This is a genomic window from Campylobacter sp. DY7 (assembly GCF_057802535.1).
Genome location: NZ_JBYJAU010000006.1, coordinates 32,163 through 58,376, shown reverse-complemented (window position 1 = coordinate 58,376; position 26,214 = coordinate 32,163). Strand labels below are relative to the sequence as shown.

Here is a 26,214-nt window from a genome sequence, read left to right as displayed (position 1 = left end):
ATATAATTTATTTTTTTTGACAATCTTTGCAAGTTCCATATAATTGCATTAAGTGGCTTGATAATTTAAATCCATGTTCTTTTGCAATTTTTAATTGTCTTTGTTCTATTGTATCATCTTGGAATTCAATAATTTTTCCACAAGTTTTGCAAATCATGTGATCATGGTGTGGTTTGTTTGCTAATTCAAATTTTTTACCAGCTGAGCCAAAAGAAATTGAAGTAACCATTCCTGATTCTTCTAATAAATTTAGTGTTCTATAAATTGTAGCAATCCCTATATTTTGGTTTGGATCCATTGCTTTTAAAGCTTCATATAATTCATCAGGAGTGCTATGTTCTTCATTGTTGTAAAGTAATTTAAGTAAGCACTCTCTTTGCTTTGTATATTTTAATCCACTTGTTTTTAAGATTTTTTTAAACTCTTCTAACAGAGCATCATATTCCATATTATTTTCCATTTTTATCTCCTTTTAAAATTATTCTTCTTTTTTTAATTCTTTTTCTACTGCTTCTTTTTTAGTATTTATTGTGTTTTGAACTGCTTTAGTATTTGCAATAATTGAACCTGTTTCTATTAATACAGGAAATACCATACTATTTGCAAAAAATTGTCCTATTTTGTTGTTTAAAATAGGAACTTCATTTATACAGCTTGCTATTATAGAAAAAATCACAAATATTTTTCCAGCTCCAAATACAAAACCCATAATTCTATCAATAATACCAAGACCACTTAAAGAAGCTAATTTTGATATTATTCTTCCTAAAATTATAAATATTCCCCAAACAACAACTAACGCCAACACAAAACCAAATAGGTTTAATAACATTTCGTTATCGGTGTTATAAACATATTGTTTAATTAAATTACCAACTTTTTCTGAATAGCTTGTGCTAACATAAACACCTACTAAAATACCTGCTAATCCAAAACCTTCTTTAATAAGACCTGAGATTATTCCACCTAGGCCTAATATTAAAGTAACGCCGATTATTATACAATCAAGTAATAAGCCACTATTCATATCAAATTCACTAATTCGTTGTATTGTGTGCTATATCTTAAAGCTAATTCTCTTGTAATTAAACCTGCACGAACAGCTTCTACAAGGCTTTGAGTTTGAGTTTTCATTCCCGTTCCTTGTTGGTTTAACTGCATTTGAGAATAAATTTGATGGTTTTTATTTTCACGAATTAAGTTAGCAATAGCCATATTGTTAATAAGAATTTCGTGAATTGCTAAACGACCACCACCTTTTTTAGGTATCAAGCTTTGTGCAATAACAGCTTGCAATGAAAAAGACAGCATATTTCTTATTTGGTCTTGCTCTCCGCCACTAAAGCTATCTACAATACGGTTAATTGTTTGCATAGCTGAGTTTGTATGTAGTGTTCCAAATACTAAGTGTCCTGTTTCAGCTGCTGTGATTGCTGCTGCTATTGTTTCTCTATCTCTCATCTCACCGATTAAGATAATATCAGGGTCTTGTCTTAACGCGTATTTTAAAGCGGTTTGAAAGCTCTTTGTATCTATATCTACGTTTCTGTATGAAAATACTGAGTTTTTGTTTTTATGCATAAATTCAACTGGGTGTTCTATCGTTAAGATATGCTTACTTTCAGTTTCGTTGATTTCGTTTAGCATTGCTGCTAGAGTTGTTGATTTACCAGAACCTGTTGGACCTGTTACTAGGATAAGCCCTTTTTCTTTTTTGATTAATTCTTTAAAAATTGAAGGAGCTTTTAAATCATCTAAACTAGGAATGTTTTCAGGAATTAAACGAAATGCAGCTGCAAGTTTTCCTTCTTCAACATAATAATAGTTTGCTCTAAAACGACCAACGCCTTCTACTGAGTATGCGAAGTCTAATTCACGCTCTTCTTCTAAAGTCGCTTTTTGAGCGTCTGATAAAATACTATAACAAGATGCTTTAATGATATCTGAGTTTAGAACATCAAACTCCAAATCATTTAAAACACCATGAATTCTAAGTAGTGGTTTTCTACCTGGAATAAAGTGTAAGTCACTCGCATCATTGTCTTTCATAAATGCTAGAATACCATTCATTTGAATGGCTTTTACTTGCTCTTCTTGTTGATGAATATTATCCATAATCTTTCCTTATTCTATAATTTTAGGAACTGAAAAAAAGTGTTCGCTTCTTGAAGGAGCATTTTCTAAAATGCTTTCAATTACTTCTGATTTTTCAGGTATATCTTCTCTTAATGGGGTATAATTTAAATTATTAATTTCTAAATTATTAGTATCAATTTCATTTAAATTATCTACAAATTTTAAAATATCATCAAATTCAGCAAGCAAAGTTTGTCTTTCTTCGTTACTTAATTTAAGTGATGATAATTTTTCTAGTCTTTCTAATAACTTTTCATCTATTAACATAATTTCACCTTGTTAATCTAAAATTAAATCCGATTATATAATAAAAATTTAATATAGCACTAAATTTATCAAGATTTACAAAAAATTGTTACAATTTCAGCTTTAATTTTATCAAAATTTAAGGAATTTAAATTGAAAGAAAATACATATAGTGTTGAAGAATTTGGAATCAAAATTGAGCGTTTTTTAAGAAAAAATAAATTTATAATCATATTTATAATAATTGCAATTATTGCTTATTTTGCATTTAATTCTATTAACGATAGCATAAAGATTAAAAATACAAAAGAAGCAAATAGTTTATATAATGAGTTATTAATTACTAAAGATAATAATAAATTAAATCAATTAAAATCTTTAAATCCTAATTTATATTTAGCATTATTAATGGACGAAAAGTATATTGAAGAATTAGCTACATTTAAGCCAAGTAATGAAGATAAACTGCTTTTAGAGATTTATAAAGCTAAGGAATTTGAATCAGGAATTTTCTTAAAAGATTTAAAAACAATTCAAGAAGCATACGAGCTATTACAAGCAAATAAAATAGAAGAGGCTAGGGTAAAACTAGATTTAATTAATGCTAATTCAGTATTTTATAAAGTAGCAAATAGCTTAAAACATTATCAAGGCAACAAATGAAAAAATACTCATTATTAGCTTTATCATTATTATTTTTAGCATGTTCAGGTTCAAAACAATATTATGAGCCACAAAATACAGAAAAATTAAGTTCAATAAATATAAAAACTGAAAATATATTAAAAAATTATAAAGATTATGAAATCATAAATCAAAAAGATAATTTGACTTTTATATCTAATAACTTAGGTTTTTTAAAAATATTAAAAGATAAAGAAGTAGTATTTGATAAAAAATTTGAAGCAAAAATCGTAAGTATAGAAACAGAAGGCAATAAGGCTGTGATGGTTGATGCTTTAAATAATGTTATTTTATTTGATTTATTAGAGCAAAATTATTTATTTAGCGATAATTATGGACAAGCAAATGGGGTTATTAAAAAATTAGCAAATCCTATTTTTAGCGGAAATGTTATTATTGCTCCTACTTTAGATGGCAATTTAGTAATATTAAGTAATGTAAATAATACTTTCATTAGAGCTATAAATGTTGGAACTCAAGAATTTTTTAATAATATAATTTTCTTAGATGCAAGTGATGATAAATTAATCGCAGCAAGTTCAAGCAAACTATTTACTATACTAGATAATAAAACATATACAAAATTAATAAATATCAAAAAAGCACTTCTTAAAGATGAATTAATATATGTTTTAGCAAGTGATGGAACTATTTATAAATTTGATTATTTATTAAACGAAATTTCAAAAACCAAATTTAAATATGCAAATTATAGCGAAATTCACGCAAATAATGGCTATTTATATGCTTTAGAGCATAATGGCTATTTAATTAAGCTTGATGAAAATTTAAATGAAATTGCTGTATTTAATCTAAATTCTAAGATTAAAAAGAATGCATATTTTAAAGATGATATTTTGTTTTACAACGATAAAAGTTACAAACTAAAATGACTTTAATAGATATAGGTAATACAACAGCTTGCGTTTATAAAAACGAACATTTAAAGCGAATAGAGTTAAAAGATTTTTCACCTAGTAGTTTTAAAGAAAAAGTTTTTTATATAAGCGTAAATGCAAATTTTTCGGTATTACCTAGTAATTTTATAAATCTTGAACCCTTTTTTAGCCTAGATACTTCTTATATAGGTTTAGGAGTTGATAGGATTGCATCTTGCTATTATATTGATACGGGTGTTATTGTAGATGCAGGAAGTGCAATAACTATTGATTTAATGAAAAATAAAAAACATTTAGGTGGTTTTATATTACCTGGAATTGAATCTTATCTTAATGCTTATAAAAATATATCTTGTAGATTAAATTATGATTTAAATACCACATTAGACCTAGGTTCGTTACCAAATTCTACAAAAGATGCTATTAGTTATGGAATAATTTCTAGCATAGTAACTTGCATTAAAGAATTTGCCAAAGATGAAACAATATACCTAACAGGTGGAGATTCTAGCTTTTTAAATCAATTTTTTAAAAACGCAATCAATGAGAAAAACCTAGTTTTTCAAGGAATGCAAAAATTAATTAAAGACTTGAATTTATAAATAAATAAAATTATCATTTTTTTAAAAAAATACAAAAGGATGGAATATGGCACAGCATTTTGATGTTATTGTAGTCGGTGGTGGAATTAGTGGAGCTGCGTTATTTTACGAGCTTAGCAAATATACAAATGTAAAAAAAGTAGCTTTAATAGAAAAATATCATGCTTTAAGCACTCTTAATTCTAAAGGAACTAGCAATTCTCAAACAATTCACAGCGGAGATATTGAGACAAATTACACTTATGAAAAAGCTTCAAAAGTTAAACCTAATGCTGATATGATTGTAAATTATGCAAAATTAGTAAAAGCAGAAAATAAGTTTATGTTTTCTCATCAAAAAATGGCTTTAGCTGTTGGTGAAGAAGAATGTGCCTTTATGCAAAAACGCTACGAAGAATTCAAAGAACTATATCCATATATTAGAAAATTTGATAAAGCAGAAATCAAAAAAATCGAGCCAAAAGTAGTAGAAGCTTTAGGTGGTGGGGATAGACCTGAAGAAATATTTGCTATGGGTGCTTTAGAAAATGATTGCTATACGACCGTTGATTTTGGAAAAATGAGCGAGAGTTTAGCTGAAGAAGCTATGAAAGCTAATCCTGATAATCAAATATTTTTTAATGAAGAAATCGTAAATATTTACAAAAAAGGCGATACTTTTTATCTAATAAGTGCCAATAAAACCGAATTTAGTGCAAATTTTGTTGTAGTAAATGCAGGCGCACACTCATTATTTTTAGCTCATAAGATGGGTTATGGATTAGATTATGCATGTTTGCCTGTTGCAGGTAGCTTTTATCTAACAAAAAAACATTTATTAAATGGTAAAGTTTATATGGTTCAAAATCCAAAATTACCATTCGCAGCATTACACGGCGATCCTGATATTTTATGCGATATGAATACTCGCTTTGGTCCAACTGCTTTAGTTTTACCAAAACTTGAGCGTTATCATGGGCTTAAGAGTTTGCCTGAGTTTTTTACTACTTTACGCCTTGATGGAACAACTATAAAAATCTTACTTGATTTAATGAAAGATAGCACTATTAGAAATTATATTTTAAGAAATTTCTTATTTGAAGTGCCGTATTTGAATAAATCTTTATTTGTAAAAGACGCAAGAAAGATTGTCCCAAGTCTTACAACCGATGATATAACTTATGCAAAAGGCTTTGGTGGAGTTCGCCCACAAGTGCTAAATAAAACAGAAAAGAAACTAATGCTAGGAGAAGCAAGCATAGTGCCACAAAATCAAGGAATTATATTTAATATGACTCCAAGTCCAGGTGCAACTAGCTGTATGGGAAATGCTTTAAGAGATTTAAGAATGGTGGTTGATTACTTAAAGCTTGAATTTAACGAAGAATTATTTAATAAAGAACTAAGGGGAGAATAATGAAAAAAACAAAAATAATTGCAACTTTAGGGCCAGCAAGTGATAGCGAAAAATGTATAAGAGAAATGATAAAAGCAGGGGTTAATGTATTTCGCTTAAACTTTTCTCATGGCTCACATGAATATCATAAAGCAAACCTTGATAAAGTTAGAAAAATCTCAAGTGAATTAGGCGAAAATATCGGCGTATTACAAGATATTTCAGGTCCAAAAATTAGAGTTTTAGAACTTCCTGAGCCGTTTTTATTAAAAAAAGGCGATAGATTAGACATTTATAGACATACAATTAAAGCTAATCAAAAATCAGATAATCATTATGAAGTAAGCACAAATTATAATGAAATCTTAGGAGCTGTAAGACCTAGCGAAGCGATATTTTTATGCGATGGTTCTATAAAAGTAATCGTTGAAGAAGTAGGACAAGATTATTTAAAATGCCAAGTTCAAAACGATGGCAAATTAGCTTCAAATAAAGGAATAAATTTTCCAAATACAAAAATAAATATAGAAGTAATTACTAAAAAAGACAAAGATGATTTATTATGGGGCGTAAAAAACGATGTTGATTATATGGCAATATCTTTCGTTCAAAACGCTTATGATATAAAAAATGCAAAGCAAATCCTAGCAGAAAATGGAAATAAAACTCAAGTATTTGCAAAGATTGAAAAGTTTGATGCGGTTGAAAATATTGATGAGATTTTAAATGTAAGTGATGGAATAATGGTTGCTCGTGGGGATTTAGGTATTGAAGTGCCATTTTATAAAGTGCCAAGCATTCAAAAATCAATCATCAAAAAAGCTAATGAAATGGGTAAGCCTGTAATTACAGCAACTCAAATGCTATTTTCTTTAGCAAATAATAAAAGTGCAACCAGAGCAGAGATAAGCGACGTTGCAAACGCTGTATTAGATGGAACTGACGCTGTTATGCTTAGCGAAGAAAGTGCAGTTGGAATCGATCCTGTAAATGCTGTTAGTATTATGTCGGCAACAATTAGCGAAATAGAAAAGATTTATCCATATTGTAATTTTAATCACGATAAAAGAGATATGACAGATACCATTGCAGCATCAGCAGTTCAACTTGCAAAAGATATTAATGCAGACGCTTTAATTTGTCTTACAAGCAGTGGTGCAAGTGTTAAGAAAATGGCAAGATATAGACCTGATACAAAAATCATTACAATGAGCCATTGTGATAAAACCTTAAAAAGCCTTAGTATTTGTTGGGGACTTAGTGAAACTTATGTAGTAGATAAAGCTTCTAGTTTGCACGAGCTTTTACATAATTGTGTAAAAGTAGGGGTAAAAAAAGGCATAATGGATAAGAATAAAAACTATGTTATAACAGCAGGTTATCCAGTAGGCGAGACAGGTAGCACTAACTTAATTAGAGTTTTAGGTAGAGAACAAATAGATTATTATTTAAACTTACAAAATTAATGCAAAAATATTAGGAATTTGAAATAGGAATTTGAAATTTAAAAAATCAAATTCCGAATTCAAATTCTTTGATTTTTAATAAAACAATCCATATAAATTTATTAAATTCATGAAATACACAAATTTAATTATCAAAACTAAGTTATACATTAAATACTTATAAGATTTTTCTTATTAGATAATACATAAAATAATATTTGACTTATAATATAATTTATAATAAGATTTTATTATTAATTTTTTATTTTAAGGAAAAATTAAAAATTAAGATACAAACAATCTTATTTAAAGGAGTTTCTTATGAATGAAGAAAAAATGAATAAGCAAAACTTTGCAAATTCAGCTTCAGTTTTAAATAGTGTATTTAAAAGCACTAATCAAAACTCTCTTGCTTGTACTGATGTTTTAGTTATCGGTTCGGGCGGAGCAGGTCTTAGAGCCGCTGTTGCTGTTAGGAAAAAACATCCAAATTTAGATGTTGTTGTGGTAAATAAAGGAATGCCATCTCGTAATGCAACCTGTATGGCTGAAGGTGGAATTAATGGTGTAATTGACTTTGAAAATGGCGATTCAAATATGCTTCATGCATATGATACTGTAAAAGGAAGTGATTTTTTAGGCGATCAAGACGCTATTATAAAATTTGCAACAAAAGCTACCGAAGCAATTCATGAGCTTGATTATGCAGGAATGCCATTTAATAGACAAAAAGATAAAACTGTCGCAAGACGCTTTGCAGGTGGTGCTAAATACGAACGCTGTAATTATGCTACCGATAAAACTGGTTCAATCATGATGCATACATGCCTTGATGAGGCTATTTCAAATGGAGTTGAGTTTTTACTAGATCATTATTTGCTAGATATAGCAATTGATAATAACGAATGCGAAGGCGTTGTTCTTTTAAATATGCAAACAGGAGATGTTGTGCCTGTATTAGCAAAATCAGTTATCCTTGCTACTGGTGGTTATACTCGTGTGTTTTTTAATCGCACCTCAACTCCATTTAATGCAAGTGGAGATGGAATAGCAGCAGCACTTAGAGCTGGACTTGCATTTAAAGACCCTGAAATGCTTCAATTTCACCCAACTGGTGTAAGAAATGGTGGAGCATTAATTACTGAAGCTGCAAGAGGACTTGGTGGAAAACTAATTAACAATAAAGGCGAACGCTTTATGAGTAAATACTCAAATCGTTTAGAGCTTGCTCCAAGAGATATTGTTTCTCGTTCAATTGAGAGCGAAATTCGCCTTGGCAATGGTTTTGGTGAGGGAATGGGATCTTATGTTCTTTTAGATGTTACGCATTTAGGAGAAGAGCAAATAATGGATGAATTACCTCAAATTCGCCATATAGGACTTTTATTTGAAGGTATAGATTTAGTAAAAGAACCTATAAAAATTCGCCCAACAGCACACTATTCTATGGGCGGGATAGAAATTGCTAAATTTGATGATATGAGTACTCATTTAGCTGGACTTTTTGCAGCAGGTGAGACTAGTTGTGCTTCAATTCATGGAGCAAATCGTTTAGGTGGAAATAGCTTAGCAGATGCTGCAGTTACAGGAAAACTTGCAGGCGAGGGTGCAAGTGAATATGCAAATAATAGAACAAATTATGGCTCAGGAAAACACGCAGAAGAACTTGCTAAAAAATGGAAAGCTAAACTTAAAGATATTACAAGTGGCAATTCAAAACCAAATGAACTTTATGATTTAAGAGAAGAATTCGGGCAATACAACTGGGATAATATGGGTATTTTTAGAACCGGCGAAAAGCTTGAAAAACATATGAAAATCCTAGATGAAATTTGGGCTAAATATAACAATCTTAAGATTTCAAATCCAAATATGACTTATAACACTGCACTTATTGAGTATTTAGAGTTTGGTAACTTAATACTTTTAGCAAGATGTGCTTGTTTAGGCGCATTAAATAGAAAAGAAAGTCGTGGTGCTCATACTAGAGAAGACTATCCAAAAAGAGATGATGAAAATTTCTTAAAGCATAGTTTAGTTACATTAAAAGATGGCGAATTAAATCTTAACTATAAAGATGTTGTTATAACTCAGTTTCAACCTGAAGAAAGGAAATACTAATGAAAATTATAATTGATAGGTTTGATGGAACAAAAAAATATGTTCAAACTTACGAAGTTGATATAGAAGAAGTTAAAGGAAAAACACTTTTAGGCTTATTACAGCATATAAAACGCACACAAGATATTACGCTAAACTTTACAGCTGCTTGTCGTATGGCTATTTGTGGTGCTTGTGGTGTGCGTGTGAATGGTCATTCATATCTTGCTTGTGATACTAAAATGGATGATTTGCTTAAAGAATATGATAATCCAAATACTATTACTATTTCTCCATTAGCAAATTTTAAAGTCCTTTCTGATTTAGTAGTTGATTGGAAGCCAGGTATTGAAAACTTAAGAAAGGTAAAACCAACCATTACACCAAAAGAAGAATTTTCTGAAAAAAAAGGTTGCGTTCAAACTCAAGCTGAAGTTGATGCTATTAAAAAGCAATGGGATTGTATTTTATGTGGTTGTTGTGCTAGTGAATGTAGTAAGCTTGAAGCAAATTCAGATGATTATATGGAGCCTTTTGTATTTACTCATGCTTTCCGTGCTGCTGCTGATTCACGCTCAAAAGACCCTATGGAACATATAAAACCTTCTGTTGATAATGGTCTTTGGATGTGCGTTCATTGTCAAGAATGTGCTAATCGCTGTCCAAAGGGAATTAGTGCTGCTGATGATATAGCAATGCTAAGAGTAATGGCTATGAAAAAAGGCTTAAAAGAAGGCACAGGCCCAGCTCATGCTAAAGCTTTTCTTTTAGATTTAGAAGATACAGGTAGATTAAATGAAATTTATTTAGCACTTCGCTCTGAAGGTGTTTTGGCAAATGTTGCAAAAATGGATATCGCATTTAATTTAATGAAAGCAGGCAAGATGAATCCACTACATATTTTTGGTGAGCGTAAGATAGAAGGCCATGAAGATTTAATGAAAATGATTGAAGCAGCAAGAGCTGCTAATAAGGAGTAATTATGCAAAATAAAGATTTCGCTTTTTTCCCTGGCTGTGTTTTAAGTCAGGCAGCAAAAGAATCAAAAATGTCGCTAGAAGCAATAGCACCTATTTTAGGCATAACTTTACATGAGATTAAAGGCTGGAGTTGTTGTGGTGCTTCTCAAGCACAAGATGTAGATCCGATTGCAACTCTTGTAGCAAATGCTAGAAATATTGCATTAGCTGAAAGAATGAATATGCCAATGCTAACAACTTGCAGCACCTGTATGCTAACACTTACTCGTGCAAAAAATGCCTTAGATAAAGGTGCTAAAGATCGTATAAATGAGTTTTTAGCAAAAGGAAATATGAAGTATCAAGGAAATAATGAAATTACAAGTCTTTTATGGATTTTATATGAGAACTTAGATACTTTAAAATCAAAAGTAGTTAAACCGCTTTCAAATTTAAATGTAGCACTTTTTTATGGTTGCCATAGTCTTCGCCCTGAAAGAGATCATAATTTTAAAGAAAGCTCAACAAACCCAAAAAGCCTTGAAGCAGTAGTTAGTGCTTTAGGTGCAAATATAGTGCCGTTTGAAAAACGCCTTGATTGCTGTGGTTTTCACGCTAGTTATCCAGCTGTTAAATCGGTTCAAAAAATGTCTTCGCAAATAGTAGAAAATGCTGATGAAAATGGTGCTGATTGTGTTGTTACACCTTGTCCGCTTTGTCAAATGCAGCTTGATATTTATCAAGAACGCTATCAAAATGCTATGAATTCTAAAATTAGAAAGCCTATAATTCATCTTTCTCAATTAGTAGGCTTAGCGCTTGGACTTGATAGCAAAAAGCTAGGTCTTAATTTAAATATAATTGATGCTACAAAATTAATGTAGTTTTAGGGGCTATGCCCCTAATTCTTTTGCCATTTTGATAAATTCAATTTCTAAATTTGAAAGTTTTTTATCTTTTTTATAAGCAATAATTAGAGTTCTAACAAGTTCAGTATCACATATATTAAATAGTTTTATTTTGTCTTTTTTATCATCTTTTATTAATTCACTAATCGTAAATGTTGCACCAACTCCACTTGCAACTATTGAGTTTGCTATATCAAATGTTTCTGTTTCACATAAAATTTTAGGTGTAAATCCTTGTTTTTTAAAAACCATATCAATATCTAATCTACTTCTTTGTGTAGATTTTGGCAAGATAAATTTTTCATTTTTTAATTCTTGAATTGAGATTGTTGGTAATTTCTTATTTTTAAATTTTAAAGATAATTCATGTATTGAAGGAAGTGCCAAAAATACATTGCTAGTCTTTATAACTTCATATTTTAATTGCTTTATATCAATTGGTAAAATCAGCATTCCAAGGTCAATCTCATCATTTTCAATCATTTGTTTTATTTTTAGAGTTGAGAAAATTTGTGAGATTTTAATATCTGCATCGTTAAAACGCTTGCAAAAAGTAGGTAAGAGATTTGGTATCATATTATAACCATTTTGAGAAAAAGCAATGCGAATTTTACCTGTTTTTGCTCTATTTAAAGCTGAAATTTCATTATCTAATTCAGCAACTATATCCTTTATTAAGTTTGCTTTTTTAAGATAGATTTCTCCTGCTTTTGTTAGCGTTATTGGATTTGTGTTCCTATTAAAAAGCGTAGTTTTTAATTCATTTTCTAAAGCAAAGATACTTTGAGATAATGATGGTTGAGGTATTTTAAGTTCGTTTGCAGCCTTTGTAAAGCTTTGTAATTGTGCTACTTTTAAAAATAGTTGCATATGTCTAAAATTCATTTTTTTTTATCCTATTTTTTAATAAATGTAGGTTTTAAAGATAAAAGAATTACGAAATAGGAATTTCAAATTCCTATTTCAAATTCCAAGGAGTTTTATTAATAAAACTCTTTTTTCTTTAAATCTTCAATTATATTGCTAGCTAAATCATCAACGCTATTTGCAGCATTGTTTGTATTATTTGCAACTAAATCATTATCTTTGTTTAGATTATCTATTTCGCAAATTGTTTTATTTATTAGATTAATAGCTTGGGTTTGTTCTTCTATACTCATTCCTATATCGTGGATTTGTTGAACTAATAATTTCACATTTGCTTCTACTTGATTTAGCGATGAGCTAGTATTGTTAGCTAGTTTTCCAACCTCACTTGCAACAACGCTAAATCCGCGTCCATGCTCACCCGCTCTTGCAGCTTCAATAGCAGCATTTAGGGCTAATAAATTAGTATCTTCTGCGATTTGTCTAATAACATCAATTACGCTTTTTATACTATCGCTTTGCTGAATGATTTCGTGGCTTTTGTGTGAAATTGCACCCATTGAGCTTGACATTTGATTGATTGCTGCTGCACTTTCTTCAAGATTGCTCTTTGCTTTATTGCTACCGATTAAAAGCTGTTTCATACTATCTTTTAGATTTTTTGAATTATTCTTTAAGCTATTGCTTATATTTTCTTGAGAATAAAGCATATTTTTTATTTCTTTTTGTAAAGTATTTAAGCTTAGTTCAATTTCTCCGATAGGCTCTTTTATATTATTTACAAATTTCATATTTGCATATTCTTTTAATAGACCATCAATTTTATTAATATCTTTACCGATTTTAATTTTTAATGCTCCTAACATTTCTTTTAATATGCCTTTTAAAGCCTTGATTCTAGGGTTATACGGCTCACTAAATATATCATTATCTAGTTTTCCTAATTTTATTTCATTTGTGATTTTTGTAATTTCATCTATACAGGTCTGATCTTTTTTATAATTTTCTTTTAGCTCTAAAACGGTTTCGTTTATTTGTTTTGCCATTTTTCCAAACTCATCTTTATTGTTTGTCCTTATTGTCATTACATCATCGCTTTTGTATTTTAAGAAATCAAAAAAGCTATCAAGACCTTTATTAATCAAATCAAGATTATTAATAATATTTTTAGAGATTACAAAAGCTAAAAACATATTTATTCCTTGAGCAAATATAGCGATTATGATTTGTAAAATAATGGCTTCTTTTGAGCTGTTTTCGTTTTCACTAGCTTTTAAGAGAATTTTATTTGTAATATCATCTTCAAGCTCTTTATAATCTTCAATCAGCTTTGTAGCAACATCAAAAAACTCACTAGCCTTTACATTAAAATTGCCATTTATATTATTATTAAATGCAATATTTATGTATTCTTGAAATTTTAAGTTTTCATCAAGCTTTGATATTGTTTGTAATTTATCATCTAAAAACTTAAGTTTTAACTCATTTAATTCTTTTAGTTTATTTAATATGCTCGTATTCATATAACTAATACTTGAAAAAGTTGCAATATCCATAGTATTAGCATTAAATACTCCGTTTAAAGTCCCACGCAATAAGCCATATCTTTCTTTAGTTTTTGCTACTAGATTTAAAGCATCGCTAAGGCTTGAATAACTTTCATCAAGATTTAAAGAAAGCTCTTTTGTCTGCATTAATAAAGAATTAATCGCTTGTGTATAAGCTGCTAAAACCTTTGCTCTATTTTCTTTAGCATCAACCATTGCTCTTAGATTATTGATTTTTGCTTTTGTGTTTTCATCGTCTATTAAAGCATCAACTTTAGTTCTATTTGCTAACATTGATGGGCTATTTGCCCCTGCTAAAACTCCTACACTAAGACCACGCTCAACTTGTAAAAAATGGATTAAATTATTTGTTTTTAAAATAACTTTTGCATAATCCCTAGCTTTTATAGAAGAGTTGTAGGTTTCGTAACTGCTTTTAATTAATAAAATATTATAAATTAATAATATAATTAAAAAAGTTCCTGTGAGTAACAAAAGTTTTTTAGAAATAGAAATTTTAGAAATCATGAGTCCCCTTAATAAACTAATTTAGATTTTAAATTTAAAGTTATTTAAAGGATTATATAAAATTTAGGAGAATAAATGAAATTTTTTTTAGTTTTTTGTTCATTTTGTAGTGTTTTAATATCACATACCTTTAATTATAATGATTTTGATGAGTTAAAAGATATTAATGTGCAAGATTATTATGTTAGCGAATATATTGATGGAATGGGAGCTAGATGGGATGGAGAAAGATTATTTAACAATGATAATCAATCATACGAGATAAATAAAGATTACACAAAAGATTTTCCACCATTTGACATTAAAGGTGCTTTATTTTGCGGGACTGATTATTACGATACTTTTAATGATGTAGCTTTAAATAAATTAAAATGCACTAAGTTTTATGTAGCAGATGTGCCTTATCAAAAAGGCGATTTAAAGGATAGACTAAAAGTATTAAAAGAATGGTTGCAAAAACACCCAAATAACAATATTACATTTATAAAACAGCATGAATTTAGCGATAATGATGAATTTATTGATTATTTTAACTATGTTGTTTTGAAAGGTTCAGAAGGTGTTTATATGCATAAGAAAAACACAGCTTATGATGTGCCTAGTAAGGAAAAAATTATAAGGGTTAAAAGATTTTATAAAGATAATTGCGTTATATCAAAAATAAATCTTGATTCTGATAATAAATTAATAAATTATGAATGCAAATGGAAAAAAGCTAACGCTTTAAGAGCATTAGAAGATGATAATTTAAGTATAGACAATAAAGAACTAACAACAATTACGATAGGCAGTGGTTTTACAATAGATGAGATTAATCATCCGTTTGAAGTTGGAACTAAAATAGGTTTTAAATACTATAAATTAGATAAAGAAAATAAACCTATGCATAGCGTATTTATTAGAAGATTTTAAGGAGATAGTATGAAAAAATTATTATTAGTATTAAGTATTTTTGCTTTATTTTTAACTGCTTGTAGCAAAGATGAGAGCGTAAAAGAATTAAAAGCAGGAGATATAATAACTCTTAAGAGTTGGGATAATCAAGAGCTTAAAATACAAAGATTAGAAAATGGCTTTAAAATAGTTGATAGCAATAAATTATTATTAATTGATATTTTTGGCACATTTTGTCAGCCTTGTAGATTAGAAGCTCCTATGTTGTTTGATATTCAATCAAAACATTTAGATGATTTAGTAATCTTAGGCTTATCTTATGCAGAAAATGCAGACGCACAAAAGTTAAAAGAATTTGCTAAAAATTACAATGCTTATTATTTTTTAACAAATGATGAAAGGGCAGATTTAATCGTAGAAGCAATTACAAATGATATAAAATATAACACTCAAGTTCAATTACCTTTTAAAGTTATGTTAAAAGATGGCAAATATCAAAAACTAGGTAATGAGTATTTTATTTTAGGTAAAGCCGATGAAGGCTTATTAAGAGAAAGTATCAACAAAATCAAAGGAGAATAAATGAAAAAATCTTTAATATTATTAAGTGCATTAGCGTTTTTTGGCTGTGCAAATATACAAAATCAAGGAAATGAAATGAATGCAAATAAAACTCTTGAAAATGGCGAATATAAAATAACTCATATTCTTGATAAGCAAAATAATTCACAATATCCTAATACAGGAAATTGGTCTATTATGATTGAAAATAATAGATTTGGAATGTTTGTTGGATGTAATAGAATTTTTGGAGAAGTTCAACAAAATAATGGTAAGTTAATTTTCAAAGCTCCAGCAAGTACAAAAATGATGTGCCCTGAGGATTTGATGAAGGTTGAAAATCTGGTTACAAGCTCACTAACTGAGCTAGATATTTCTTCAAATTCTTTAGAAAATGATAAAGTGAAAATCACAATAGAAGAAAATAAATGAAAAAATATTTAATATCTTTACTTGCATTAGTTTTCATTGCTTGTGCAAGTAATCAAAATAATGAAAAAATTATCAAAGATGGCGAATATAGAATAGATTGTATTTTAGATACTAAAAGTGGCGTTTGTGAGCAAAACACTGGTGGTTGGGCTTTTTTTCTAGATAAAAATAAATTTATAATCTATGTAGGTTGCAATAAATTATTTGCAGATACTAAACAAAAAAACGCCAAATTATTTTTCAATAACTTAGCAAGCACTAAAATGATGTGCTTTAAAAGAGAAGCAATGCTTGAAAAACTACTTTTAGATTCACTAGATGAGCTTAGTTTAGAGCATGAAAATATCTTAGGTAATGATAAGATAAAGATAAAATTTGGTAGCAATTAATGAAAAAATTATTATTAAGCGTATTTTTAGTTCTTTTTGCAAATGCTAATGCGATTATTAAAGATGGCAATTACGAAATACAAAGCTTAGTGGATAAGAAGACAAATAGTGTTTTAGCTGGAAGTAACCCTTATAATTTTATTATTAATAAAGATGAGTTTGAGCTAAATACAAAATGCAATATGTTTTATGGCAAAATAAAGCAAAACGATGGCTTATTAATCTTAGATGAGGTCAAGCAAAACACCTATATGTGTTCTAAAACAGCAAAAGCTGATGAAGAATTTATACTAAAAACTCTTAAGGAATTTAAAATAAGAAATTGCGAGTTTTTAGAAAACGAAGAAATTAAAATAAATTTAAAAGATTTAGTTGTTTATAAAAATTATGACGAGAAAGTAATTAGCGAATTTAAAGACAAGCTTCTTAAATTATATAATATCTCAAACATTGATATGAGTAATGGCAAACTTTTAAGCAAAGGCGAGTTTTTACAAGCGATAAAATATAAAAATTCTTTATTTAAAGCACCTAATGAAAAAGCTTGGGGCATTGTGATAAAAAATGATGAATTTACTATTTTTGTAGGTTGTAATCTAATTTATGGTAAATTAACTCAGGCAAAAAACGGCGATAGATATACAAACGAGTTTTCTTTTAGTGATATTAAAAGCACAGCTTTAAAATGCAAAAGCTCAAAGCTTGAAAGCATACTAAAAACAAATCTAAAAACATTAAAAGAGCAAAGAAATGACTTTTTTAGCAAAGATTTGATTTTGCATTATGAGTAAAAGATGATTTTTCTAGCAAATAAACCTATAAATATAAGCTCAAACACCTACGCAAGTAAATTAGGCAAAAAATTGGGCGTAAAATTAGGCTATTCAGGAACGCTTGATCCCTTTGCTAGTGGAGCGCTTTTGTGCGCTGATAAAAAACATGCAAAATTATTTCGCTTTTTAAATCTTGAGCCAAAGGTTTATGAGGCTACAATTTGGCTTGGTGCAAGTAGCCCTAGTCTTGATAATGAAAATATAAGCTTAACTAATGTAAGTGAGCCTACTTTAGAGCAAATTAAGGCTGCATTTAATAAATTTCAAGGCGATATAAAATACACTCCGCCTATATTTTGCGCTAAAAAAATCAATGGCAAAAGAGCTTATGAACTAGCGAGAAATGGCGAAGAAGTAGTGCTAAGTGAGTGTGTAATGAGTGTAAAGGCTACATTACTTCATTATAATTTCCCATTTATAAGCTTTAGATTAAGTGCTAGCAAAGGAACTTATGTTCGCTCATACGCACAATTAATTTGTGATGAATTAGGCGTAGTAGGAACGCTAAGTTCTCTTAGAAGAATTAGCGAAGGTGAGTTTAAAGAGTTTAAAGTTTATAACGCATTTGCAAGCGTTGATTTAGAAGAAAACGAATATTTAGGCGATATAAACGATGTTTTATTAGGCAAAAAGCTTAGTTTAAATGATTTTAAATATCAAGAATATAAAACATATAAAATTGATTTAGGAGAATGTTTTAGCATAATAAAACTAGATGAAAAAATAGAATATATTTTAAATAAGGTGGAAAAATGTTAGTAGTATCAAGAAACGCAGGAGAAGGAATAGTAATTGATGGTGGGATTAAAATCAAGATTTTTGAAATCAAAGGCGATAGTGTAAAAATCGGCATAGAAGCACCAAAGCAAACTTTGATTTTAAGAGATGAGCTGGTAGATTGCGTAAAAGATGAAAATATTCAATCAGCTGCATCATCAAGCGATTTATTAGATAGCTTAGTGAGTTCTCTTTCAATGTATAAAAAAGATAAGCAATGAAATCTTTTGCAAAAATCAATGTATTTTTAAAAATCACAGGCAAAAAAAACGGCTACCATCAATTAATTTCAAGATTTTATAGACTTGATAATTTATATGATGAGTTGTTTTTAGTGCCAAAGGATAAAGCAAAAGATTATCATCTAAAGCAAATTCCTAATCTAAATTCCGTAATCAAAAATATTGCTTTTAAAAGCGAGTTTAAAGAAGATGTTTTGCTTGATAAAATGTATTTAATAAATGATAATTTGGTAAGCAATTTTTATTCAAAAAGCGATATTTTCTCAAAGGTTTTAAGCTTAGTTGATGAGAATTTAAAACAGGAATTTCAAAATAATTTTGCTCTAATTTTGCAAAAAAATATCCCAACTTTTGCAGGGCTTGGTGGGGCTAGTTCAAACGCAGCTTGTTTTATAAAATTATTAAACGATATAAAGCCTTTTGATATTATGCAAATTGCAAGTAAGAGTGGGGCTGATGTTAGCTTTTTTGCTAGTGGGCTAAAGAGTGCAAATGTTAGTGGATATGGAGAAATTATAGAAGACTTTAGCGATGATGAATGTGAGTTTAGCTTAGAATTTTCTAAGCCTTGTAGTACAAAAGATGTATTTTGTGAGTTTGCAAAAGAGCCAAAATATTATGAAAACGACGAGTTTAGCAGACTAAAAACAAAGGAGCTTTTAAGCACTTTTAAAAATTACGAGCTAAATGATTTATTAAGACCTTGCAATGCTTTGTATCCTAGCACTATAAATTATGCTAAAAAAGAGCTTTTTTTAAGCGGTAGTGGCGGAAGTTTTTTTAAATTAGTTTAATTAATTTTAAAACTTAAAAGCTTAATTCAAATTCTTTTGTTTTTAATCTAATATAATAAGAAATTTCATAGAATTTGAAATAGGAATTTGATTTTTAATTCGCACAAGAAATAGGTCTTATAAAACCTATTTCGTAGTAAGTAAGACTTTTAGAAGTTTTTTAGCGCTTTCAACGCCTGGTTGATTGTAGGTATTTATCCCCATCATAAGCCCACAAGCTCCAACAACAAGCTCATAATAATATATCAAATAGCCGATATTATAAGCACTTTTGCTATCAAGCTCAATTAGGCTTGTATCAATTCCTTCAGCTTTTATAGCGTCAAGACAAGATTTGCTTTGAGCATAAAGTAGCTCATCTAGGCTATGTCCTACGCTTTGATTTTCAAGGTTTTCAAGTCCTTTTATAGGCTTTATTTTTGGGCTATTCTCACTTGGTTTTATGCGAATAAACTCAACAAACTTATCCTTTGGACCTTCAATTATGAGTTGCAAGAACGAATGCTGGTCTTTTGGACCTATTAGGCTAATTGGAGTAAGTCCAACGCGTTTGTATTCTTTAAACTTGCCAAGACTTTCAGCTACAAGCTGCACGAACCACTCGTTAAAATGGCGTAATTCTTCACAATATGTAAATAAAACATAGTTTTTATTAATCATTTTCGTTGTTAGCGTGTAGGCTAGATTTATGATATGCTCATGAGCCAAAGTATCACTCATACAAGCTTTTGCACCATTTATAATGCTTTCTACATCAGCCCCTGCAAGATATAATGGCACAAGCCCAACATTACTAAGTACAGAAAATCTACCGCTAACATTTTCGCCTAAGTCAAAATGCAGAATTTCGTTTGTTTGCAAAAACTCATAAAGCTTGGTTTCTTTCATGCAAATACCGATAAAATGGTGCTTTAGCTCATCTATGCTAAGATTTAACTCGTCGCATAAAATCCTAAAATAACTTATGCATTCAATAGTGTTTCCTGATTTTGAAACAAGGATAAAAAGGGTTTTTTCAAGACTAATTTTTTCTAAGATTTCATTAAAAAGAGTTGTTGAGATATTGTCTAAAAAATCAATGTTTTTAATACCTAAAAAACTAGCAATAGCCCTTGTTCCAACGCTACTTCCACCCATTCCAAGCACTACAAAATGACTTTTGTTTGCAAAGATTTTTTTTGCTTCTTTTAATTTTGAAATTCCTATTTCAAATTCTAGTGGCAAATCATAAAACCCCACTTCGCCACTTTGCCTTTCAGCATTCATTCTATCTATATAATCATTTATGATTTCTTTGCTAGTTTTTTCAAAATACCCTTCGTAATTTATCATTTAAAATCTCTTTCATAAAAGTATTTTGTAGCTTCAAAAAAGCCCTCTACGCTACCGCAATCAAATCTAAGTCCGCTAAATACTAGCCCAATACATCTCCCTTCTTTTGCTTGAGTGTTTAGTGCGTCTGTTATTTGTATCTCTCCGCCTTTTCCTGCAGGGGTATTGTCTAAGATATCAAAAATATCAGGAGTTAGAATATATCGACCTATAATAGCTAAGTTTGTTTTAGCGTCTTTTGGGTCAGGCTTTTCTACCATGTCGGTGATTTTATAGATGTTTTCTTCTAGTTTTACACCTTCTATAATTCCGTATTTTTTGGTATCTTTATTTGGCACCTCCATAAGTGCTACTACACTACAACGATATTTCTCATAAGCTTTTACCATTTGACTCATTACACCGCACTCATCATTTACGCATAAGTCATCAGCCAAAATCACTCCAAAAGCTTCATTATTTACCATATATTTTGCGTGATTTATAGCATCTCCAAGACCATTCATTTTGCGTTGTCTAGTAAATGTAAAATTACATACTTCCATTTGACGGCGAACATCGCTTAAAAGCTTTTCTTTTTCGCTGCCTTTTATAGCATCTTCTATCTCATAAGATATGTCAAAATAATCCTCCAAAGCCCTTTTTGTTCTACCTGTAATAATACCAATATTTGTGAGTCCTGCCTCAATAGCTTCTTCCATAGCATAGTGAATTAAAGGCTTATCAAGTATAGGTAGCATTTCTTTAGGTAAAGTTTTTGTAGCAGGTAAAAATCTAGTTCCATAACCCGCCGCTGGAAATATACAAGTCTTTATCATATTTGTATCCTTGATTATAGGTGTGTATTAAAAAAATTTAGCAATAATGTATTAGTTTATATTAAAAAAGTTTAAACATTATTATTACCAATATTTTTAATTTTAATTTATAAAATTATTTAAATAAATAAAATGAAATATTGTTTTTAAGTTTAATTTAAGTAAATATAATATTAATTTAATTGTCTATTAGGAGAAATTTATATGTTGGAATTAATAAGTGATTTAGATAAAATAATAAAGGATAAACTCGGTTGTAGTTTCGACAGTGGTTTTTTTGTTAAGAACCTACCTAGTTTAGAAAATTATGATTGGAAAACAGCAAGACAAACTTTTATTTATAACAGATTAAAAATATTGTATAAATTATATTTATATATAGATCAAACAGAAAATGAAATGCTTTGTAATAGATTCATAGAATATTTAATTAAAGATTGTTATTTAATAAGACTTAATTCTACGAATTATGAAAATTATTTATTAAAACAACTATCAAAGTATGATTTTTTTGGCATAGAAAACGATTTGAAAACAGACTTTTTTTCAAATACTTTATATTATAATGAATATTGTTATTTATGTAATTCATTGCCAAAATCAATTTTTACAATGAATCGTATTTATAAATTTTCAAAGCAATTTAAGTATATTTCGTTTGATATATTCGATACTCTATTATTTAGACCATATGAAAATCCAACTGATTTATTCGAACATTTGGGAATTCTTAATAATGTTAAAGATTTTAAAAAAATAAGAATAAATGCTGAAATTAAGGCCAGAGAAGTTAGCAAATATAGTGAAATTAATATAGATGAAATTTATGAAAACATACCAAGCGATTTAATGTATTTAAAAGAGCAGGAAAAAATGCTTGAGAAATCTATTTTGACACCTAATATACGTTTAGTTAAATTGATAAATAAATTAAAAAAAATAGGTAAAATTATTATAATAACTTCTGATATGTATTTAGATAAAAATACTATATATGATATTCTTAATAAAAATAGTATTAAATATGATTGTTTGTTTTTATCATCTGAATACAGGAAAACAAAACATAATGGAGATTTGTTTGAAGAAATAATTAATAAATTTGGTATAGATTATAGTGAAATTTTACATATTGGAGATAATGAGCATGCAGACTATAAAATGTCTACAAAATTGGGAATTCATGCTATTCATATTAATAAATATAAAGATGATGTTAATATAAAAAGTTATACAAAATGTGATAATATAATTTTTAATATTAATCTTCACATGTTGAAGATTTATAAATATCATTTTTTTATGGAATATTGGGAAGAAATAGGTTATAAATATGCAGGTATACTGTCTCTTTTCTTGTCTAACGAGGTGCAAAAAAATGTTATAGAAAATAATATAAATAATTTAATGTTTATTGCAAGAGATGGTTTTTTAATTCGAAAATTTTATCGATTACTGCATAATCAGGTTCCATCTTATTATATTTACTTATCAAGATATATATCTAAATTTTTAGATGATACAAATTTTAAAGCAAAATACAAAAATTATTTGTTTTCTAAAAAGAAAGCTTGGGGAAAGATAGGAATATTTGATGTAATTGCGATTAATTTTTCGGCACAAAAAGCTTTATTAAATTTTTTTAATAATGATGATTTATATGGAATATACTGGATAGGAGGAAAACAAAAAGCGAACCTTAATATCATCCCTATTTTTGATGAAGATCCAGAAAGAAATTTAAATGTTGTTTTAGTTGAGAGTCTTATTACCGCTAATTATCCGACTGTTAAAGATATTACAGAAACAGGTAAACCAATATATAGTGATTTTGATGATAATGAGGTGGATAGGTGTAAAATTTATTCAAAGATTATAAAAGGAGCGATGTATTTTGCATATGATATTAAACATTATTCTTTTAATGATTTTTTTAAAAATTTAACTTGTGATGATATTTACGATTATTTGAAAGATTTTACATTAAAAGCTGACTCTGAAGATATAAAACAATTTAGTAACTTAAAACATACTGAAAATATACATAATAATAATTATGTAGGCTTAAATAAGTATATTCAAGATTTTAGAACTTTTAGATATAGAAAGCTTAGAAAAACTAGTTTTAAAAATTTTTTGTTATATGTTTTTTATAAATATAAAAATAAATTTGTTTGTAGGTAATAAAATAGCAAATATATAAAATAATTTAATATATTTTGTAGATATTAAAATTAAAAGGTAATTTATGTTATTTAATTCAAATTTGTTTATATTTATATTTTTACCAATAATATTTATTTTATATCACACATTAAATTACTATAAGCAAATAAATCTAGCAAAAGTTTTTATGATATTTGCTAGTTTTATATTTTATGCTTATTTTAAATATTCACTTGTGTTTATACTAATAGCTTATATTTTAATAAACTATACTTTTTATCATTTATTAATGAGGTATAAAAGTAAGCTTTTACTAAGTCTTGGAATAGGTTTAAATTTAGCAATACTAGGATATTTTAAATACAAACACTTTGTTATAGATAATATAAACAATATTTTTAGTCTTGACATTATAAATCCAACTATATTACTCCCACTTGGAATTTCATTTATTACATTTCAACAAATCGCCTTTTTAAGCGATTGTTATAAGTATCAGCGTGATATAAAAACTCTCGTGGGGGGGGGTATTTTAGGATTTATAAACTTTAGTTTATTTGTAAGCTTTTTTCCACAGCTAATTGCTGGACCTATTGTGCATTATAAAGAAATGATGCCACAATTTAAAAATCCAAACAACTTCATATTAAGATATAAAAACATAGCTTTAGGATTATTGTTTTTTACAATTGGTTTATTTAAAAAAGTAGCTTTAGCTGATTATCTAGCTCCTAGTATTGATGCAACTTATAAGTTTGTAGAAGATGGTGGAATATTGAATCTAATTGAAAGCTGGGTATTAACTCATGCTTATACATTTGAGCTTTACTTTGATTTTAGTGGGTACTCAGATATGGCAATAGGCTTAGCATTATTTTTTAATATAAAACTACCTTATAACTTTAATTCCCCTTATAAATCTTTAAGTATTTCGGAGTTTTGGCAAAGATGGCATATGACACTTGGAAGATTTTTAAAAGATTATATTTATATCCCACTTGGAGGAAGTAGAGTTGGCAAATCTAGGCAATACATAAATTTATTTATAGTCTTTTTAATAAGTGGAGCGTGGCATGGAGCTGGATGGGGATTTATTGTATGGGGAAGCTTGCATGGAATTGCTATATGTATTCATAAAGCATATATGAGTGTGTTTAATAACGCTAATTGGTTCAAGAATAGACTAAATAGTAAGCTTTATAAAGTAATAATGTGGATTATTACATTTGAGTTTATTAATATTACTTGGGTGTTCTTTAGAGCTACTAGTATAAATGATGCAATAAGTGTTATTAAGAGTATGTTTTTGGTGCATGGGCAAATCGTATTAAGTCCTAATATGCAAAGACTATTTAAAGACAATCCTTTGTTTGCATTTGGTAAGTGGGGAGAGCATTTTACAATAGGACAAAGCGCTATACTAAACGCTGTGCTTTTAATGATGGTGTTTGTTTTAGCTTTTAGAACTTTGCAAAATATCATGAGATTAAAATACATTGATAATCAATATTCTTATTTTTTATATGGACTTATTTTTACAGCTGTAATTATTTATAGCAATTATCAGCCTTATACGAAGTTTATTTATTTTAATTTTTAGGAAAACTATGAGAAGTTATAAAAATAAGATTGTTTGGTTTTTAATTTGCCCTTTTTTATTATTATTTTTTTTGATTTATATTACTATTTCTATGTATTTTTATGATCCATTACAATTATTTAGCGAAAAATATCATGATAGTTATAATGAAATAGGAGACAATAGGTTTGTAGCAAGACGTGTAATTTCTAATTATGATTTTGATAGTGTTATACTTGGAACTTCAATGCTTTTAGCTAATGATCCTCAAGAGTTGCAAAATGGTAAGTATGTGAATATTTCTATAAATGGCTCTTCTTTTATAGAGAGATCTTATATTTTAAATTACTTATTTTCTAATAAAAATAATGTAAAAAATATTTTATATTCTTTTGATTATATAAATAATGAACTAATTCATTATAAAAAAGACATATCGTTATTTTATAAAGTAGACTCTACATTGTTTGATAAATTTAAATTTTATTTTCAAGGACATTTAGACTATAAATGTTTGGTGTTTTTATTGAAAAATAGAGAATGTATAGGTGATTATGAAAACTATTACCTATCAAAAAATAACGATTATGAAGAAATTGTTAAAAAAGTAGGAAATGATTATAAGCTTGATAAAGAAGACTTTTTTAGTAAAAATTTTAAGAGAAGTTTTAATAATATATTAAATAGTAAAAAAATTCTTGATGATTATTTGATTTATTATATTAAAAAATACCCTTATACAACTTTTCATATAATTATTCCGCCAAACCCATTATTGTATTATAAAGATTATAAAGATGATATTTATATGTTTAAAAATTTATCTTTAGAATTATTGAAATATAAAAATGTTAAATTATATTTTTTTGGTAATGAGGAATTTGTTGCTAACATGAATAATTATCTTGGAGATAAATGGCATTATAAAAAACATATAAATTCTCGTATAAACAAAGCTATAAACGAAGGGATAAATATTATTTCAATAGATAATATGGAAGAAGAATTTAACAAATTTATTAAAAAAGTAGAAAATTATGATATTAAAGCTTACGAAGAAGCTTTAAGGTTAGATATTAGAGAATAGTTTTGGAATTTGAA

At 28.2% G+C, this 26,214-nt stretch carries 27 protein-coding genes and 1 pseudogene; 19 read left to right on the top strand and 9 right to left on the bottom strand.

Features of this window, described 5'->3' with window-relative positions:
• Window positions 1–7: 7 nt before the first annotated feature.
• From AC1B00_RS05305 to gatC, 4 genes are read right to left on the bottom strand one after another with little or no spacing between them, the layout of a single operon-like run.
• The gene (locus tag AC1B00_RS05305) at window positions 8–460 is read right to left on the bottom strand and encodes a Fur family transcriptional regulator (RefSeq protein WP_239817624.1); all 453 of its coding nucleotides are present in this window, start codon (window positions 458–460) and stop codon (window positions 8–10) included.
• 18 nt (window positions 461–478) lie between these two features.
• Window positions 479–1,027 carry a CvpA family protein gene (locus tag AC1B00_RS05300; protein WP_239817623.1) on the bottom strand — a complete coding sequence of 183 codons (549 nt, stop codon included), beginning with the start codon at window positions 1,025–1,027 and terminating at the stop codon, window positions 479–481.
• Window positions 1,024–2,070 carry a type IV pilus twitching motility protein PilT gene (locus tag AC1B00_RS05295; protein ID WP_336611457.1) on the bottom strand — a complete coding sequence of 349 codons (1,047 nt, stop codon included), beginning with the start codon at window positions 2,068–2,070 and terminating at the stop codon, window positions 1,024–1,026. The genes AC1B00_RS05300 and AC1B00_RS05295 overlap by 4 nt, the downstream gene beginning before the upstream one ends.
• Before the next feature lie 54 nt (window positions 2,071–2,124).
• Window positions 2,125–2,403, bottom strand: a complete 279-nt coding sequence (gene gatC / locus AC1B00_RS05290; protein ID WP_239817622.1) for an Asp-tRNA(Asn)/Glu-tRNA(Gln) amidotransferase subunit GatC — start codon at window positions 2,401–2,403, stop codon at window positions 2,125–2,127.
• Window positions 2,404–2,535: 132 nt separating this feature from the next.
• Here gatC and AC1B00_RS05285 point away from each other — a divergent pair, with 132 nt between their 5' ends.
• From AC1B00_RS05285 to sdhE, 8 genes are all read left to right on the top strand, one after another.
• The gene (locus AC1B00_RS05285; RefSeq protein ID WP_488848577.1) at window positions 2,536–3,045 is read left to right on the top strand and encodes a hypothetical protein; all 510 of its coding nucleotides are present in this window, start codon (window positions 2,536–2,538) and stop codon (window positions 3,043–3,045) included.
• Window positions 3,042–3,959, top strand: coding sequence for a hypothetical protein (locus tag AC1B00_RS05280; RefSeq protein WP_336611419.1), 918 nt, complete (start codon window positions 3,042–3,044; stop codon window positions 3,957–3,959). The genes AC1B00_RS05285 and AC1B00_RS05280 overlap by 4 nt, the downstream gene beginning before the upstream one ends.
• Window positions 3,956–4,567, top strand: coding sequence for a type III pantothenate kinase (locus AC1B00_RS05275; RefSeq protein WP_239817619.1), 612 nt, complete (start codon window positions 3,956–3,958; stop codon window positions 4,565–4,567). The genes AC1B00_RS05280 and AC1B00_RS05275 overlap by 4 nt, the downstream gene beginning before the upstream one ends.
• A 46-nt stretch (window positions 4,568–4,613) precedes the next feature.
• Window positions 4,614–5,963, top strand: coding sequence for an FAD-dependent oxidoreductase (locus tag AC1B00_RS05270; protein WP_488848573.1), 1,350 nt, complete (start codon window positions 4,614–4,616; stop codon window positions 5,961–5,963).
• Window positions 5,960–7,408 carry a pyruvate kinase gene (pyk, locus tag AC1B00_RS05265; protein ID WP_488848649.1) on the top strand — a complete coding sequence of 483 codons (1,449 nt, stop codon included), beginning with the start codon at window positions 5,960–5,962 and terminating at the stop codon, window positions 7,406–7,408. The genes AC1B00_RS05270 and pyk overlap by 4 nt, the downstream gene beginning before the upstream one ends.
• 300 nt (window positions 7,409–7,708) lie before the next feature.
• Window positions 7,709–9,508, top strand: a complete 1,800-nt coding sequence (gene sdhA / locus AC1B00_RS05260) for an 8-methylmenaquinol:fumarate reductase flavoprotein subunit (RefSeq protein WP_488848571.1) — start codon at window positions 7,709–7,711, stop codon at window positions 9,506–9,508.
• Window positions 9,508–10,467: an 8-methylmenaquinol:fumarate reductase iron-sulfur subunit gene (gene sdhB / locus AC1B00_RS05255; protein WP_488848569.1), complete on the top strand. Its 960-nt coding sequence runs from the start codon at window positions 9,508–9,510 to the stop codon at window positions 10,465–10,467. The genes sdhA and sdhB overlap by 1 nt, the downstream gene beginning before the upstream one ends.
• A 2-nt stretch (window positions 10,468–10,469) precedes the next feature.
• Window positions 10,470–11,330: an 8-methylmenaquinol:fumarate reductase membrane anchor subunit gene (sdhE, locus tag AC1B00_RS05250; protein ID WP_488848567.1), complete on the top strand. Its 861-nt coding sequence runs from the start codon at window positions 10,470–10,472 to the stop codon at window positions 11,328–11,330.
• 9 nt (window positions 11,331–11,339) lie between these two features.
• Here sdhE and AC1B00_RS05245 read toward each other — a convergent pair whose 3' ends face one another.
• The 3 genes and pseudogenes from AC1B00_RS05245 to AC1B00_RS05235 all read right to left on the bottom strand — a co-directional run.
• Window positions 11,340–12,239, bottom strand: a complete 900-nt coding sequence (locus AC1B00_RS05245; protein WP_488848565.1) for a LysR family transcriptional regulator — start codon at window positions 12,237–12,239, stop codon at window positions 11,340–11,342.
• Between the two features lie 98 nt (window positions 12,240–12,337).
• Entirely contained in the window at window positions 12,338–12,865 is a 528-nt protein-coding gene (locus AC1B00_RS05240) for a methyl-accepting chemotaxis protein (protein WP_239818554.1), read from the bottom strand.
• A gap of 648 nt (window positions 12,866–13,513) precedes the next feature.
• A pseudogene (locus AC1B00_RS05235) lies at window positions 13,514–14,296 on the bottom strand (nitrate- and nitrite sensing domain-containing protein); the annotation flags it as partial.
• 75 nt (window positions 14,297–14,371) lie between these two features.
• Here AC1B00_RS05235 and AC1B00_RS05230 point away from each other — a divergent pair.
• The 8 genes from AC1B00_RS05230 to AC1B00_RS05195 are packed head-to-tail and all read left to right on the top strand — an operon-like array spanning window position 14,372 to window position 19,218.
• The gene (locus AC1B00_RS05230; protein ID WP_488848564.1) at window positions 14,372–15,208 is read left to right on the top strand and encodes a hypothetical protein; all 837 of its coding nucleotides are present in this window, start codon (window positions 14,372–14,374) and stop codon (window positions 15,206–15,208) included.
• A 9-nt stretch (window positions 15,209–15,217) separates the two neighbouring features.
• Window positions 15,218–15,772 carry a TlpA family protein disulfide reductase gene (locus tag AC1B00_RS05225; RefSeq protein ID WP_488848562.1) on the top strand — a complete coding sequence of 185 codons (555 nt, stop codon included), beginning with the start codon at window positions 15,218–15,220 and terminating at the stop codon, window positions 15,770–15,772.
• Window positions 15,773–16,183 carry an META domain-containing protein gene (locus AC1B00_RS05220; RefSeq protein WP_488848561.1) on the top strand — a complete coding sequence of 137 codons (411 nt, stop codon included), beginning with the start codon at window positions 15,773–15,775 and terminating at the stop codon, window positions 16,181–16,183.
• Complete coding sequence (locus AC1B00_RS05215; protein WP_488848559.1) at window positions 16,180–16,572, top strand: META domain-containing protein; 393 nt, start codon at window positions 16,180–16,182, stop codon at window positions 16,570–16,572. The genes AC1B00_RS05220 and AC1B00_RS05215 overlap by 4 nt, the downstream gene beginning before the upstream one ends.
• Complete coding sequence (locus AC1B00_RS05210) at window positions 16,572–17,363, top strand: META domain-containing protein (protein ID WP_488848557.1); 792 nt, start codon at window positions 16,572–16,574, stop codon at window positions 17,361–17,363. Before AC1B00_RS05215 ends, AC1B00_RS05210 begins: the two co-directional genes overlap by 1 nt.
• Before the next feature lie 3 nt (window positions 17,364–17,366).
• The gene (locus tag AC1B00_RS05205) at window positions 17,367–18,164 is read left to right on the top strand and encodes a pseudouridine synthase family protein (RefSeq protein ID WP_488848555.1); all 798 of its coding nucleotides are present in this window, start codon (window positions 17,367–17,369) and stop codon (window positions 18,162–18,164) included.
• Window positions 18,158–18,403, top strand: coding sequence for a carbon storage regulator CsrA (gene csrA, locus AC1B00_RS05200; protein WP_239817611.1), 246 nt, complete (start codon window positions 18,158–18,160; stop codon window positions 18,401–18,403). The genes AC1B00_RS05205 and csrA overlap by 7 nt, the downstream gene beginning before the upstream one ends.
• On the top strand, window positions 18,400–19,218 hold the full coding sequence (locus AC1B00_RS05195) for a 4-(cytidine 5'-diphospho)-2-C-methyl-D-erythritol kinase (protein ID WP_488848551.1): 819 nt from the start codon (window positions 18,400–18,402) through the stop codon (window positions 19,216–19,218). Before csrA ends, AC1B00_RS05195 begins: the two co-directional genes overlap by 4 nt.
• A gap of 126 nt (window positions 19,219–19,344) precedes the next feature.
• Here the strand turns inward: AC1B00_RS05195 and AC1B00_RS05190 are convergent, their stop codons facing one another.
• Together AC1B00_RS05190 and galU are read right to left on the bottom strand one after the other, a co-directional pair.
• Complete coding sequence (locus AC1B00_RS05190) at window positions 19,345–20,550, bottom strand: glucose-6-phosphate isomerase (protein ID WP_488848549.1); 1,206 nt, start codon at window positions 20,548–20,550, stop codon at window positions 19,345–19,347.
• Window positions 20,547–21,368 carry a UTP--glucose-1-phosphate uridylyltransferase GalU gene (gene galU / locus AC1B00_RS05185; protein ID WP_239817608.1) on the bottom strand — a complete coding sequence of 274 codons (822 nt, stop codon included), beginning with the start codon at window positions 21,366–21,368 and terminating at the stop codon, window positions 20,547–20,549. Before galU ends, AC1B00_RS05190 begins: the two co-directional genes overlap by 4 nt.
• A gap of 204 nt (window positions 21,369–21,572) precedes the next feature.
• On the opposite strand from galU, the gene AC1B00_RS05180 reads away from it, so the two are divergent.
• The 3 genes from AC1B00_RS05180 to AC1B00_RS05170 all read left to right on the top strand — a co-directional run bounded on the left by AC1B00_RS05180 (window position 21,573) and on the right by AC1B00_RS05170 (window position 26,200).
• Window positions 21,573–23,552 (top strand): HAD-IA family hydrolase, encoded by a 1,980-nt coding sequence (locus AC1B00_RS05180; protein WP_488848546.1) that lies wholly within the window; start codon window positions 21,573–21,575, stop codon window positions 23,550–23,552.
• Window positions 23,553–23,616: 64 nt separating this feature from the next.
• A complete protein-coding gene (locus AC1B00_RS05175; RefSeq protein WP_488848545.1) occupies window positions 23,617–25,134 on the top strand; it encodes an MBOAT family O-acyltransferase in 1,518 nt (505 codons plus the stop codon).
• A gap of 7 nt (window positions 25,135–25,141) precedes the next feature.
• Window positions 25,142–26,200, top strand: coding sequence for a hypothetical protein (locus AC1B00_RS05170; protein WP_488848544.1), 1,059 nt, complete (start codon window positions 25,142–25,144; stop codon window positions 26,198–26,200).
• The last annotated feature ends 14 nt before the right edge of the window (window positions 26,201–26,214 follow it).